The sequence below is a fragment of the Natrialba chahannaoensis JCM 10990 genome, assembly GCF_000337135.1.
GTDB classification, from domain to species: Archaea; Halobacteriota; Halobacteria; order Halobacteriales; family Natrialbaceae; genus Natrialba; species Natrialba chahannaoensis.
This window is the reverse complement of record NZ_AOIN01000059.1, coordinates 69,682-83,856: the sequence shown is the minus strand read 5'-3', so window position 1 is coordinate 83,856 and position 14,175 is coordinate 69,682. Positions and strand designations below refer to the sequence as shown.

Below are 14,175 nucleotides of genomic sequence, written 5' to 3'. Positions count from 1 at the left end.
ATTTCTTGACGACACCACAGCTGACAGCGAGCCCGCTGTCTTTGTGGGTCACTGCGGTTCCACTCGTGTACTCGTTCCAGCGGGTTTCGACGATCGGGTTGTTGCTAGCTACAGTCAAGCGGCACGTCTACACCGTCCACAGGTTCACATGCTGCACACTCGTTCCACAGGTGAACCATCACACGTATCCCGCTTCGCAACCGTACTCTAGATAACACACAGACTCAGTATGAGCATTACAGAACACGAACTCAAGATCAAGCTCGAGGGGATCGAGGATCCGGATATCGGCGAGGATATCATCTCGCTCGGACTCGTCAACGACGTCACCATCGAGGACGAGACCGCTCGCATCTCGCTCGCGTTCAACACGCCGTACGCGCCCTCCGAGATGGAGCTTGGCAACCGGATTCGAGAGGTCTGTGACGACGTCGGTCTCGAGGCCGACCTGCGCGCTCACGCCGGCGCGGAACACGGCTTCGACGACGAGGTCCTGCCCCGCGTTCGCAACGTTATCGCCGTCGCCTCCGGGAAAGGCGGTGTCGGGAAGACGACGGTCGCAGCAAATCTCGCAGCCGGACTCGAGAAGCGCGGCGCGATGGTCGGGCTGCTCGACGCCGACATTCACGGACCGAACATCCCGAAGATTCTGCCGGTCGAAAGCGAACCCGGTGTGACGCCGAGCGAAGACATCGTTCCGCCCCGGTCCGACGGCGTCCGCGTCATCAGTATGGGCTTCATGATGGAAGAGGAGGACGACCCGGCAATTCTCCGCGGCCCGATGGTCAACAAGTTCATGCTGAAATTCCTGGAGGGTGTCGAGTGGGGTCGCCTGGACTACCTCATCGTCGACCTGCCGCCGGGTACCGGTGACGCGACGCTGAATCTGCTGCAGTCGATGCCGGTGACGGGTTCGGTCGTCGTCACGACGCCACAGGAGATGGCCCTGGAGGACACCCGAAAGGGGATTCAGATGTTCAACAAGCACGACACGCCGGTGCTGGGCGTCGTCGAGAACATGAGCTCGTTCGTCTGTCCGAGCTGTGACGACCAGCACGGTCTGTTCGGCACCGAGGGAGCGAATTCCATCGTCGACAAGTACGATGTCCCACTGATCGGCCAGATCCCGATCCACCCCGACTTCGGTGCGGAGGGAAGCGAGGGTGCGATCGTCAAGGACGACGACAGCCCGGTACAGGAGTCCGTCGAGGAGGTCGTCGCCAACATCGCAGACCGGATCGGCGAGACGAACCGCCGAACCGTCGATGCGAACACGTCGGACGACCCAGCCGATAAGCTGCCGACGGAACTCGAGGACTGACGTACTGGCGCTGCCGGCAGGGCCAGGCTGTCGTCTTGTTTTATCTGTTCATGGTACGAATCGACTACCAGATAGCCATGGCCACGGAATCACTCGATCGATACGACGACGCACTGGCAGCGCTTGATCCAGACGAAGGGGAACTCGAGTCCACCGAACTCGTCGTCACCGACGACGTGCTGGTGAAGGCGTTCGCGCTCGGCCCCGGTGCTGAACTGGCGGCACACGAACACGGCGACAGCACGAACGTCTTTCACGTTCTCGAGGGGACGGTGACGGTGATTCAGGACGACGAGCACGAACAAATCGACGCGCCGGGAACTGTGCTCCACGAGCGGGGTGTCGCCCACGGAGCGAAAAACGAGACCGACGAGACGGTGGTCTTCACGGCGAGTCTGTGTCCGTTGCCGTCCTGACGCTATTCGTCGAGCAGCGAGTCCACGTACTTCGACACGTGGTCGTCCATCCGGCGTTTGTAGCCCGCCTGGCGGGCCAGCCGGTCGAGTTCGCGCGCGACGAGACTGCCGTACTGCACGGCCTTTTTGTCCCGCATCGCGACTTCCTCCGGCAGATACTCGACCGCAACCTGGCGGAAGCCGCGCTTTCGCGTTTCCTCGTCGGCGAGCAACTCGTCGGGCAAGCGGAGCGCCGCGTCGACAACCTCGTCGTGTAACAGCGGCGCGATCGGTTCGAGGCCGGCGGCTTCGATGGCGCGTACGTCTCGCGGAAGTTGCTCGGGAAGGCTTCGAATCTGCTCACGGACCGCTCCACGGGTCGTCTCGGCCTCGACGCGGTGGTCGAGTCGGACCACTTTCTCGTAGCCGCCGAACAGTTCGTCCGCACCCTGTCCCACGGCGAGTGCGTCGAACCCGTCAGCAGCGACGCGTTCGCCGACCAGATACAGCGGGAGCGCGATCTGAATATCCATCGCGTTCACCCGCCCGGTCGCACGCGCGATTTCGGGAACGGCACGCTCGAGATCGGACGGCTTGAGTTCGACCACGGTTAGCTCACGGCCCATCGCTGCTGCGGCACTGCGGGCTGCCTCAACGTCGTGGCTATCCGGGAAGCCGACGACGTACAGCGGCGCATCGAGCAGTTCGGCCACGAGCGCGGAGTCGACACCGCCCGAAAAGGCGACCGCGATATCCGCGTCAGTTGCAGCGGCCTCGGTCGCCGCCGTCTCGATGGCGGACTCGAGTACAGCCCGCGCTGTGTCGACATCCTCGATCGGGTCGGGGTCGGGATCGGGGAGCGTCCACCGCTGTTGCGGTGCACTGTCGTCAGGGGTGGCGACGGCTCCAGCGGGAAACGGGAGTGGAGCGTCGAGTTCTTCGGGGGTGTACGCCCACGCGTCAGTCGGTGTTGGGGTCGGGGCCTGATCGCGCTCGACGAACAGCGGCACGCGGCCCAGAACGTCGCGAACGAGGTGGTCTCGGCCGTCGATGTCGACGACGCCAGCGAAGCCGGACGTGCCGGGCAGTGGCTCGCCGGACTCGAGTGCGGTCCGGACTGTGTCGGGGTCGGTTCCGCGGAGTTGGGGTGTGGTCGCGGGCGCAGACGGTGGGGACGATGGAGGTGTGGGAGTCATTGAAATAGCCCCAGAACGCCGTTTCGGACCCGCCGCGAGACGCCGCCGGCGGCCTGGCGGAAGCTGATGTGCCAGGGCGTTCGTTTGCCTTCGACTGTGGTTCGGCCCTCCCGAATCGCCTGCAAGATGGCGTCGACGGAGCGCTCGTCGGCGTCGACGCGGGTGACGGCCTGGCCGACCATCTCGCTGATGTGGGCGTCGCTGCCCGCGGTCATGGGGAGGTTTCGAGATGTAGCGAACCGTTCGGCCTGCCGATTGGCGCGGCCGGTCAGCAGCCGCGAGTTGTAGACCTCGATGGCGTCACCCATTGCGAGCTCTTCGCGCGAAATGCGGGCCATGACACCGTGGCGCGATTCCTGGAAGGGGTGGGGGATCACGGCGAGGCCGCCTTGGTCGTGGATCTCTTGGAGAGTTGTTTCGTAGGAGAGGCCCGGCGGAACGGCTTCTTCGAGTCCGAAGCCGAGGATGTGGCCGGCTTTGCTCGAGATTTCCATGGCGGGAATGCCGACCAGCCCGTAGTCGGGGGCGCGTTCGGCGGCCTCAAGGCTTGCGTCGATCTCGTCGTGATCTGTCACGGCGATCGCGTCGAGTCCGACGGCGTCGGCCTGCTCTAAGATGAGTTCGACCGGGTCACGGCCGTCGTACGACAGCGCCGAGTGGGCGTGGAGTTCGACCGACAGCACGCCTCCGTGTTCACGGCGACTGATCAAAAGCGCCTCGGTCCGCGCGCTGTCACGGTCACGACCGTAGCCGCTGACGATATACACGAACGTGGATATGGAAACCCATTTACCACCGCACTTTCATCACCTAGGTGAATGAGCCTTGCCGATTCGGATCACGAACTCGTCGTCGAGGAACTGGGTCGAGAGCCGACCCCGGCGGAGGCGGCGCTGTTCGAGAACCTCTGGAGCGAACACTGCGCGTACCGCTCCTCGAGACCGTTGCTGTCGGCGTTCGAGAGCGAAGGTGACCAGGTCGTCATTGGACCGGGTGACGACGCTGCGGTTGTCGCGTTGCCCGAGATCGAAGACGAGGGGACGGACGTGGACGCGGACACGAACGGAGACGACACACAGACGTACATCACGATGGGAATCGAGAGCCACAACCATCCTTCCTACGTCGACCCGTTCGACGGCGCTGCGACCGGCGTCGGCGGTATCGTCCGGGACACCCTCTCGATGGGTGCCTACCCCATCGCGCTCGCAGACTCACTGTACTTCGGCGAGTTCGACCGCGAACACTCGAAGTACCTGTTCGAGGGCGTCGTGGAAGGGATCAGCCACTACGGCAACTGTATCGGCGTTCCGACGGTCGCGGGCAGCGTTGATTTCCACCCAGACTACGAGGGCAACCCCCTGGTGAACGTCGCCTGCGTCGGCCTGACGAACGAGGAGCGACTCGTCACCGCCGAAGCCCAGGAGCCCGGCAACAAACTCGTCCTCGTCGGCAACGCGACCGGCCGCGACGGTCTCGGTGGCGCGAGTTTCGCCAGCGAAGACCTGGCCGAGGACGCCGAAACTGAAGACCGACCCGCCGTGCAGGTCGGCGACCCCTACGCCGAGAAGCTCCTCATCGAGGCCAACGAACAACTCGTCGACGAAGGCCTGATCGAGTCCGCACGCGACCTCGGCGCTGCCGGCCTGGGCGGTGCCTCCAGCGAACTCGTCGCCAAGGGCGGCCTCGGCGCAGCGATCGAACTCGAGTCCGTCCATCAGCGTGAGCCGAATATGTCGGCACTCGAGATCCTGCTCGCCGAGTCCCAGGAGCGGATGTGTTACGAGGTCGCACCCGAGAACGTCGACCGCGTCGCAGAAATCGCAGACCGCTTCGATCTGGGCTGCTCGGTCATCGGCGAAGTCACCGAGGAAAACTACACCTGTACCTTCGAGGGCGAGACGGTCGTCGATGTCGACGCGTACTTCCTGGGTGAGGGTGCGCCGATGAACGATCTGCCGGCGGACGACCCCGCGGAACCCGACACCGTCCTGCCGGACGCCGATCTCTCCGAGGCCCTCGATTCGGTCGTCTCCAGCCCGAACACGGCCTCCAAACGCTGGGTCTACCGCCAGTACGACCACGAAGTCGGCGTGCGGACGAGCGTCGGGCCGGGCGACGACGCGGCTATCGTTGCTGTTCGAGAAGCGAACACCGGACTCGCTATCTCCTCCGGCGCAGCCCCACACTGGACGACCACCGCACCGTACGACGGTGCGCGCGCAATCGCACTCGAGAACGCGACGAATATCGCGGCCAAGGGCGCGACGCCGCTCGCGGCAGTCGACTGTCTCAACGGTGGCAACCCGGAGAAACCGGATGTCTACGGTGGCTTCACAGGAATCGTTGACGGTCTCGCAGACATGTGCGAGACGCTCTCGACGCCCGTCGTCGGCGGCAACGTCTCGCTGTACAACGACTCCGTCGCCGGCCCGATCCCGCCGACGCCGACGCTCGCGATGGTCGGCACGAAGGCGGGCTACGACGCGCCGCCGCTCGAGGCCCAGCCCACAGCGGAGGGTGACAGTGAACTCCTCCTCGTCGGCGACCTCGCACTCGAGTCCGACGCGTTCGCGCTCGGCGGGTCGGAGTACCTCGCGCAGTTCGACGGCAGCGATCAGTTCCCCGTACTTCCATCGGACGAGCAGGCAGCCGATCTGGTTAGCACGCTCGCGTCTGTCGCAGACGACGAGGCGACGCTCGCGGTACACGATGTGAGCCACGGCGGCCTCGTGGTTGCACTCGCAGAGATGGTCACCGACGATGCGGGTCTCGACATCTCGATTCCCGACGTGAGCGATCCCGCGGGTGCGCTGTTCCACGAACAGCCCGGCCGCGCAGTGATTCAGACCGACTCGCCTGCAGCCGTCCGCGACGCGTTCGACGACGTTGCGCCGGTCGTCTCTCTCGGCGCGGCGACTACCGACGGCACCCTCTCGCTGACCGTCGACGACGAGACGATCACGGTCGACGCAACCGAGATTCGCAATCTGCGCTCGACGATCGAGGACGAACTCGAGTAAGTCGATACACGACGCCGCGTGTCGCTGCGATCGGACTGCGTCGTCACGTACCGCCCTGTTCTGAATCTGGTCCCGGTATGTTGATATATTCTCAGTTCAACTGCCATGACAACCCTGTCGTTCCCCAACGACACACCGGAGGATCTCGCTTCATGGCTACTGACACCCCGACCGTTCTGATCGTTGAGGATGAGCCCGATCTTGCGAATCTCTACACCGTCTGGCTCGGTGACGAGTACGACACTCGAATGGCCTCGAATGGTTCCGAGGCACTCGAGTTGATCGACGAGTCGGTCGACGTTGTCTTGCTCGATCGACGGATGCCCGAACTCTCTGGCGACACCGTTCTGGAGACGATCAGTGAGCGCGAGCTGGACTGCAGCATCGCAATGGTGACTGCAGTCGAACCGGATTTCGATATCGTCAGCATGGGATTCGACGACTACCTTGTCAAGCCAGTGTCAAAGGACGAGTTGTTACAGGCAGTCGAACGACTCGAAGTGCGTGCAACGTACGACGAGGAACTCCAGGAGTTGTTTACACTTGCGGAGAAGAAGGCGCTGCTCGATACCGAGAAGACGCCGGAACAACTCGCTGACAGCGAGGCGTACGAGCGACTGGAAGCACAGCTCGCGGGGTCACGAGTGGAGATATCGACGGTGGTTGCGGATGCGATCGAAGCGAACAGGGCGAGTGAGGAACGTGAGGTGAACGAGACGGACGACGCTGACGAGATGAACTGATACAGCCGGCGAAACCGAGTAATACACTCTCTTTCTCTTTTCCTCCCTTTCTCTCTTTGTGTCCGTCTACAGCGGCTCGAGCGTCGTCACATCTCGAACTTCGATGCGGGTTCCGTTCTCTGCTGACTCGATCGACAGCGTCCAGTCGTGTGCGTCAGCAATCGCGCGGACGAGTGCGAGCCCAAGTCCGTCGACCATCTCGGAGTCGTCGGCGTCTGCGTCGGCGTCGAACACGCGATCAGACGGCTCAATCGGTGGTGACGCGGCGGTGTCGACGAGGACGAATCCACGCGAGCGCTCGTTGAATTCACTCCCAATCACAGCCTGTGGCTGGGTGGGTGTTGGCTGCCCGTCGTCTGAAACGCCGAGCAGTTCGATGCGAACGGTGGTGCGATTGCCATCAGCACCATCAGTCTCATCACCACTCCCACCAGCCGGTGCTTCATCCTCATCGACGCGGGCAGCAATGTCGTCGAACGCCGTCTCCAGCAGTCGGGCAAAGCGCTCAGCGTCCGCCCGGAGGACGGCGGGCTCCTCGAGTGCCACTGCATCCGCGTCGAGTCGCGACGCGGTTGCGGCCGTGTGGACTGCCTGTTCGAGGAGGATACGGTTTCGCGTGCCGACGGCAGTCGCGTTCCGGGCGAACTCTCTGACATCGTCGACGAGCCGTTCCGTGCGATCGAGCATCGTTTCAACGGAGTCCTCGGCGAGCGGGAACTGCCAGGCGTTGTCGGTGCTGGCGGTGCCTGTGTTGTGTTGGGTTCCGCTTCCGGCATCAGTCCCTGCGCGCTCGTCTTCGAGTGCCTCGGAGACAGCATCGAGCTGGTGTTTCAGATCAGTCGAGAGCACGTCTGCGATGCCTTGGAGCCGCTCGGTCTGGCGCTCGAGGTCGTTCGTACGCTCACGAAGGAGTTGCTCGCGGTCGGCGCGGTCGAGCGCCGCACGGGTGTTCTCCACCAGCGTCGAGAGCAGTTCAACATCGGTTTCGTCGAACCGGTTTGGCTGTAGCGATCCGGTCATCAGGACGCCGTGGGTGCCGATCGGCGCGATAATTTCTGACTGCAACGGCGTTTCGTCGTTGTACAACCCATCGACCTCGGTGAGGTCGTCAAAGTATTCGACCTCACCCGCTTCGAAGACATCCCAGACGAGACCCTCCGGCGGGTTGAACCGTGGCAGCCCGCCGAACTCCTCATATGCACCCGCCGTTCCCGCAACGGGATCGAGATACCCCTGCTCCTCATCAAGCAGCCAGATACCGCTGATCGGCAGGTTGAGAAGGTCACTGCCGGCGTGAACCGCGATTGAGCAGACCTCCTCGGGATCGTCGGACTCGAGTAGCCAGCGCGTGACCTCGTGGAGCGAGGCGGCGACGCGTTCGTACTCGTACTGGTCGGTAACGTCACGAATGATGCCGGCGACGGTTGCGTTGTTGTCCTCGATAGGGACGAAGCGGAACTCGACCATCCGGTCCGTCCCGTCTGCGTCAGTAAACGGGACTTCGACGTGACGTGTGTCGGCGGTACCGATGTCGACGTCAGTGATGGCGCGGCCGATCTCGACAGCGTCCTCGTTGTCGATCGCAGCTAGTTCGGGTACGATCTCGACGTGTTCGCCGAGCAGGCTCTCACGGTCGACGCCGAGAAGTGACTCCATGGCGTCGTTGACCGAGACGATTTCGCGATTTCGATTCAGCGTGATGACGCCATCGGAGATAGCCTCGACGACGGCGGCGTGTTGTGCGAGCACGCGTTCCTGTTGCTTGCGCTCGGTGACATCGCGCATGTACACTGAGAGGCCGGTTTCGGAGGGGTAGGCCGTCGCCTCGAACCACGTTTCGAGCCGGGCGTGGTAGATGTCAAAGGAGACTGAGACCTGCTTCTCCATCGCCCGGTGAAAGCCATCGGGGAACTGCGTCTCGACGGTTTGTGGAAACTCGTCCCACATGACGCGACCGATCAGGTCGGCCCGAGAGCGCTCCAGTAGTGTCTCAGCGCGATCGTTGAGGTATGTAAACCGAAAGTCCGTATCGAGCGCGAAGAAGGCGTCCGTGATCCGGTCGACGACCGGAACGGAGCGAAGCGTCACAACTGCTCACCCGCTGTGCTCAGCCAGCCCGAACCGGCTGTCCAATTCCACCAACGCCACCATGATTCCCTTCCCGGAGAATCGACACTCGTGCGGCCCATTCTCAACTACTCTAGAGGTACTTATCGAAGCCCATATTTCAGTGTCGCGGCCGAGGTCAATACGTGCCGGTTCATACATTTCTTAGTGCTCTTACTCGTCTCGCTCCTCTTCCAACTCTCGCTCCTCTCATCGCTCTCGTCACTCTCATTACCTTCGCCACTCTCGAACTTCTCACACCTCATCACCAGTTAATGGAACAGTCGTTCCAACCCCATCCGAGACCGCTCGGTCGAACACCGTCTCTGCACTCGCGGCGTCGAGGACCGCTGACCCGACGCTCTTCACGACGATGCGTTCATCGTCGTGCTGTCGTCCAGTCTCGTCCCTCAGAACCGCTCCCAATGGCTCTATCTCCTGATCTGGATGGTCTCGGAGGTCGCCCGTCTCTGCCGCCTCGTCCGGCACGTCACCGATAATCCGATCTGCACTTTCGATCGTCTCGTCGTCCAACTCCCGCATCTCTGGCGTGTACGCTCCCACGGCAATCACGAGCGTCCCCGGCCCGAGTTCGTCACCCGGAAACACCGGTTCCGTGCTCGTCGTCCCCGTCACGATAACCGACGCGTCCGACACTGCTTCGCGCGGGCTCGAGACTGGCTCCGCGGGAACGCCCAACTCCTTCTCGAGTTCGTTTGCGCAGGCGACCCGCGACTCGCTCGGCGAGTAGATGCGGATAGACTCGAGTGCACCGTCCGTCGCGGCGGCGATGGCACGGGTTTGCCAGCGAGCCTGTGTGCCAGCGCCGATGACTCCCAGGTCGATGGGGCCGTCGGCGGCGAGTTCGCGCGCGGCGAGGCCGCCAATGCAGCCGGTCCGGGCGCTGGTGATTCGATTGGCGGAGAGATAGCCCACGGGTTGGCCGGTTTCGGCGTCGGTCAGCGAGAGCTGTGCGGTGACCGTCGGCAGATCTCGCTCAGCGTTGTCTTCGCAGACGGCGACGAGTTTCGTCGCAGCGTAGTTTGCACCGTGGATGTAGGCGGGCATGCAGAGCCCCGTGCTGGTTGGCTCTTCGGGCGCGTCAGCGTCCAGCCCGATACCGATCGGGTAGTGCGGACGGTCGGGTCGTTCGACCGCGCCGGCGTATTGCTTTTCGAACGCTTCGGCGACGACTGGCAAGAGGTCGTCAATCTCGAGGACTGACGCCACGTCGTCGGCAGAGAGGACGCGAACCATGGTTTACCGGTGCATTGTTCGGTGGCTACTTCAGTCTATGTCGGACGCGCGGGTTCATCCGTCAGGTCCCATGTGTTCGACGAGACTACCAGAATAGAAGCGCGTTTCCCGGATGCCGTGGTACTATATCTCATGAAGATCGTTATCGTCGGCGGCGGCAGTATCGGTACCGCGACCGCCGCGCGGCTCGGCCCGACGGACCACGAGGTTACGCTCGTCGAGCGCGGCGAGATCGGAACCGAAACGACGGCGGCCTCCGCGGGGATGGTCATGCGCGCCGCGGTCGAGCCGACGCCGTTCGACGTGGGGCTCCGGAACCGCGCCTGGGAGGCCTACCAGCGACTCTTCGAAGAGAGTGATCTCGAGGCAGAACGGATTGGAACGCTCTACCTCGCCGAAACGCCGGCGTACGCCGAGCGCCTTGAGCGCTCCGCGGCGACGCTTGCCGAACACGGTGTCGATGCCGCGTTTCGAACGTCCGACGAACTCACCGAGTACGGTATCGACCCCACGGGATTCGACGGCTCGACGGATTTCGACGACGGACAGGTCCCTGACGAGTTCGCCGGCGGGCTACACACCACCGCGGACCTGCGATGCAATCCGGCTGCCGTCGCGTCCTGGTTCGCAGCCTGCGCCCGAGATGCTGGTGTGGACGTTCGTACCGGCGTCGAGGTCACTGACATCCGAACTCGAGATGGATCTGTCTCCGGTGTCGACATCAGCACTGACACCAACACCGTCACCAATACCACCCACCTTGACGCCGACACCGTCATCAACGCCGCCGGTCCCTGGGCACCGCAACTGAACAACACAGTCGGCGTCTCCCTCCCCCTCGCACACACCGTCGGCCCGATGGCTGAACTCGAGTGCCCCTCGTCCGCGTCCCAGGACGCCGATACCACCAGGTCCAACTCCAACCCCAAAGCCACCCCGTTCACCATCCTCGAGTCCAAACGCTACGTCAGACCCGGTGCCGCAGACGGCTCACCGGCACCACGTCGTGCCGTCGTCGGCGAGTTCAACACCGGGTACGCTGAGGAGAGTGTACTCGAGTTAGATGAGCGCGACCTCCCCGACTCGTTCCGAAGCGATGCACCGGATGTCGCCAGTCTTGTGTCCGGATTCGACGATGCGACGATCACCGAGGAGTGGGTCGGCTACCGGACGGTGACGCCTGACGGCCGGCCGATCGTCGGCGAGACGAAGGTGTCGGGCTTCGTCGTCGCCTGCGGCTTGACGGGACTCGGGATTACGCTCGCGCCGGCGGTGGCCGACCTCGTTGCCGACGCGGTTGCGGGCGAGTTGGATCGGGAGCATCTGGAGCGGGTGGGTCCAGAACGGTTCTGATCGGACTCGCTGTAGTGCCAGCCGAGCGAGCGAATCCTTATTCGTCGTGGTGTGTTTGGACACCACATGAATGTCGTCGTTATCGGTGGAGGGATCGTCGGCCTGGCGAGCGCCTACGAACTGGCAGCACGCGGCGCTGACGTGACTGTCTGCGAGAAGGGGTCGATCGGTTCTGGAAGCACGGAGCGCGCCGCCGGCGGTATCCGCGCGCAGTTCTCGACACCGATCAACGTCGAACTCTCCCGCGAGAGCATGCGTGTCTGGGATGAGTTCGACGAGCGCTTCGGGACGGATATCGACTATCGGAAGAACGGCTATCTCTTTCTCGCGCGCAGCGAGGAGACCGCAGCGGCCTTCGAGGATACCGTTGCGATGCAGAACGACTGCGGCGTGCCGAGCAAGATCCTGAGCCCCGAGGACGCACAGGAGCACTGTCCGGGTATCGATGCAGACACATTCATTGCCGCGACGTACTCGCCGACCGACGGCTTCGCCGACCCCCATCTCGCGCTGCAGGCGTACTCGAAGGCCGCTGCGGCGGCGGGCGCTGACGTGCGAACGAAGACGCCCGTCGTCGACGTGCTCCGTGACGATTCGGGTGGCGATCCGCGCGTGACGGGCGTCGAAACGCCCGACGAACGGCTCAAGGCCGACGTTGTCGTCAACGCTGCCGGCCCGTGGGCGCACGAGGCCGCCGCGATGGCGAACGTCGTCTTGCCAATCACGCCGAAGCGTCGACAGATCGCTATCGCAGAGCCGGAGACGCCGGTTCCGGAAACGGACCCGCTCACCATCGACCTCGATCGTGGCTCGTACTTCCGCCCCGAACGCAACGGCGACGCACTCGTCGGCGGCCACTTCGCTGAGACGGACCCTGCCCGCGATCCCGATGGCTACACCCGCTCGATGGACTTCGAGTGGGCGGTTGACGCCCTTGAGGCCGCGGCTGACTGGACCAGCTACTTCGGCCCCGAATCCGCGATCAAGCGCGGTTGGGCCGGCCTGTACGCCGTCACACCCGACGACAACGCGATCGTCGAGGAGACGATTCCGGGCTTCATCACGGCCGCCGGCTTCTCCGGGCACGGCTTCCAGCACGCGCCCGCACTCGGTCAACTCGTCGCCGAACTGGCCCTCGATGGCGAGCCCTCGCTGCTCGATATCGAAGCGCTCTCGAGTACCCGCTTCGATCAGGACGACGATGATGGAGCGGCCGCCGAGCGCACGGAGCGAAACGTGGTCTGAGCGGGCACCGCGTTGCGAGAGCGGTTCGCTGTTATCCTTGACATCCTCCTCCGCCTGAAGGCGGAGGAATCCCGAGGTTGGGATATTAGGGTTTGCAGTCTACCACTTGTTCCTGCGGTTGGAATCCGCTGGACAAGTCGTACAGGTAGACTCCGGGCTGTGCCAACCAGCCGGTACTCCTATCCCCACCCAAACTGGCCGGAGACTCGGAGTTACTTTCACCGTTGATGTTGAGACGGATGTTCTCCGCCCCATTCACGTCCGCATTAAACGCCGCATCACACTCATCACACACGTACAACCCGCGTTCAACACGCTGACTCTCATCTTCCCGACCGCACACACAACACGTCTTGCTCGTGTCGCGCTCGTCCACCTCCACGACTTCGATACCTTCGACTTTCGCCTTGTATTCGAGAATCGAGGTGAAGCGGTCGAATGCCCACCCATGTAGGTCGAGGTTGCCGTGTTTGCCCCAGTTCTTCGAGCCGCCGTTCTCGTCCTCGCGGACGCCTTCCAACTCCCCGATATTGATTCGGCCAACACCCCTCTCGATACATCGTTGGACGATGTGTTTGGCGAGACTGTGGAAAAAATGGGTGCGCCGCCCAGACCACTTCGTGTGGAGACGTGTGGCTCGTTCACCACCACTGTCGTCACAGTTGGCGATTTCCTTCGGGAAGTAGTACCCGTCCTGTTTCAAGCGGTTGCCGGGGTACAGGTCGGCGTCATCGGTGCTATACGCGACAGCAGCGAAGTTGCTGATGCCGAGGTCGATGCCCGCTGTCTCGTTACCGGGCGCAGTGGGCGTCTCGATTTCGTCTTTGCAGACGAGGTGCAGTTCCCACCGCTCTTTCGATTGGTCGTAGACAGCGCGAACCTGTTGCAGGTTCTCGACCGTGACGCCGGGGCGCGTCTCGTATTCGACAAGGATGTACTCCCACGCTTTCGGGTGTTCCTTGTGATTCGCACCCTTGGAGAGGCGGACACGGTTGTGTTTGGTGTCGTGGCGGATACCGTTTTGTTTCCACGTCACGGTGGAACGCGGGTGTTCTTCGTGGACGCGACGGCCCTCATCGTCGTAGTAGTTGCGTTTGCGGTAGCCGGGCGGATTGTCCCTGTTATCGTCACTTGAGTACCACGAGTTGAAGGCTTCAGCGAGTTCCTCCAGAACCCGCTGACTGGACTGTGAGTGTAGTCCTTTGTATTTTGGATGTTCCTTCAACTCGTCTTTCAACTCCTTGTGGTCAGGAATCTCGCCCGTCTCCTCTCAGACTTCCCGGGAGTGATCGTTCGCAACGTTCCAGAGCTTGCTGGCACTCCACCCGTGCCGGTCGAGCGACTCCGCTACCTGTGCGTGGTTGCGGATTTTCGCTCGATGGGTGCGGTGGACCTCCAGCATCGTTAAGCGCCTGTATAACTACTTATACTCGCTTCATCTGTAAAGGTTAAGATTGAGAACAGTAGAATATCCAGCCCTGTCGAAGTCGGTGGAACATGGCACTGAGTGACGGCGCGTATCCACGGCCTGCAGGC

At 63.0% G+C, this 14,175-nt stretch carries 10 protein-coding genes and 1 pseudogene; 6 read left to right on the top strand and 5 right to left on the bottom strand.

The features are described 5' to 3' along the window. Positions 1–229: 229 nt before the first annotated feature. Together C482_RS10615 and C482_RS10610 are read left to right on the top strand one after the other, a co-directional pair. Positions 230–1,321, top strand: coding sequence for an Mrp/NBP35 family ATP-binding protein (locus C482_RS10615; protein ID WP_006167620.1), 1,092 nt, complete (start codon positions 230–232; stop codon positions 1,319–1,321). A 77-nt stretch (positions 1,322–1,398) separates the two neighbouring features. Continuing rightward, positions 1,399–1,737, top strand: a complete 339-nt coding sequence (locus C482_RS10610; RefSeq protein ID WP_006167619.1) for a cupin domain-containing protein — start codon at positions 1,399–1,401, stop codon at positions 1,735–1,737. Positions 1,738–1,739: 2 nt separating this feature from the next. Here the strand turns inward: C482_RS10610 and C482_RS10605 are convergent, their stop codons facing one another. Both C482_RS10605 and C482_RS10600 read right to left on the bottom strand, forming a co-directional pair. Continuing rightward, complete coding sequence (locus C482_RS10605) at positions 1,740–2,912, bottom strand: asparagine synthase C-terminal domain-containing protein (protein ID WP_006167617.1); 1,173 nt, start codon at positions 2,910–2,912, stop codon at positions 1,740–1,742. After that, complete coding sequence (locus C482_RS10600) at positions 2,909–3,595, bottom strand: PHP domain-containing protein (protein WP_006167612.1); 687 nt, start codon at positions 3,593–3,595, stop codon at positions 2,909–2,911. Before C482_RS10600 ends, C482_RS10605 begins: the two co-directional genes overlap by 4 nt. Positions 3,596–3,730: 135 nt before the next feature. On the opposite strand from C482_RS10600, the gene purL reads away from it, so the two are divergent. Both purL and C482_RS10590 read left to right on the top strand, forming a co-directional pair. Beyond that, complete coding sequence (gene purL, locus C482_RS10595) at positions 3,731–5,935, top strand: phosphoribosylformylglycinamidine synthase subunit PurL (RefSeq protein ID WP_006167611.1); 2,205 nt, start codon at positions 3,731–3,733, stop codon at positions 5,933–5,935. 152 nt (positions 5,936–6,087) lie between these two features. Beyond that, positions 6,088–6,678 (top strand): response regulator, encoded by a 591-nt coding sequence (locus C482_RS10590; RefSeq protein ID WP_006167610.1) that lies wholly within the window; start codon positions 6,088–6,090, stop codon positions 6,676–6,678. Between the two features lie 66 nt (positions 6,679–6,744). On the opposite strand, the gene C482_RS10585 is transcribed toward C482_RS10590, so the two are convergent. Further along, positions 6,745–8,766, bottom strand: a complete 2,022-nt coding sequence (locus C482_RS10585; RefSeq protein WP_006167608.1) for a sensor histidine kinase — start codon at positions 8,764–8,766, stop codon at positions 6,745–6,747. A gap of 273 nt (positions 8,767–9,039) precedes the next feature. Beyond that, positions 9,040–10,041 carry an ornithine cyclodeaminase family protein gene (locus C482_RS10580; protein ID WP_006167606.1) on the bottom strand — a complete coding sequence of 334 codons (1,002 nt, stop codon included), beginning with the start codon at positions 10,039–10,041 and terminating at the stop codon, positions 9,040–9,042. A 132-nt stretch (positions 10,042–10,173) separates the two neighbouring features. On the opposite strand from C482_RS10580, the gene C482_RS10575 reads away from it, so the two are divergent. Both C482_RS10575 and C482_RS10570 read left to right on the top strand, forming a co-directional pair. Then, the gene (locus C482_RS10575) at positions 10,174–11,394 is read left to right on the top strand and encodes an NAD(P)/FAD-dependent oxidoreductase (protein WP_006167605.1); all 1,221 of its coding nucleotides are present in this window, start codon (positions 10,174–10,176) and stop codon (positions 11,392–11,394) included. A 66-nt stretch (positions 11,395–11,460) separates the two neighbouring features. After that, positions 11,461–12,639, top strand: coding sequence for an NAD(P)/FAD-dependent oxidoreductase (locus C482_RS10570; protein ID WP_006167603.1), 1,179 nt, complete (start codon positions 11,461–11,463; stop codon positions 12,637–12,639). A gap of 85 nt (positions 12,640–12,724) precedes the next feature. Here the strand turns inward: C482_RS10570 and C482_RS10565 are convergent. Continuing rightward, a pseudogene (locus tag C482_RS10565) lies at positions 12,725–14,041 on the bottom strand (RNA-guided endonuclease InsQ/TnpB family protein). Positions 14,042–14,175 lie beyond the last annotated feature (134 nt).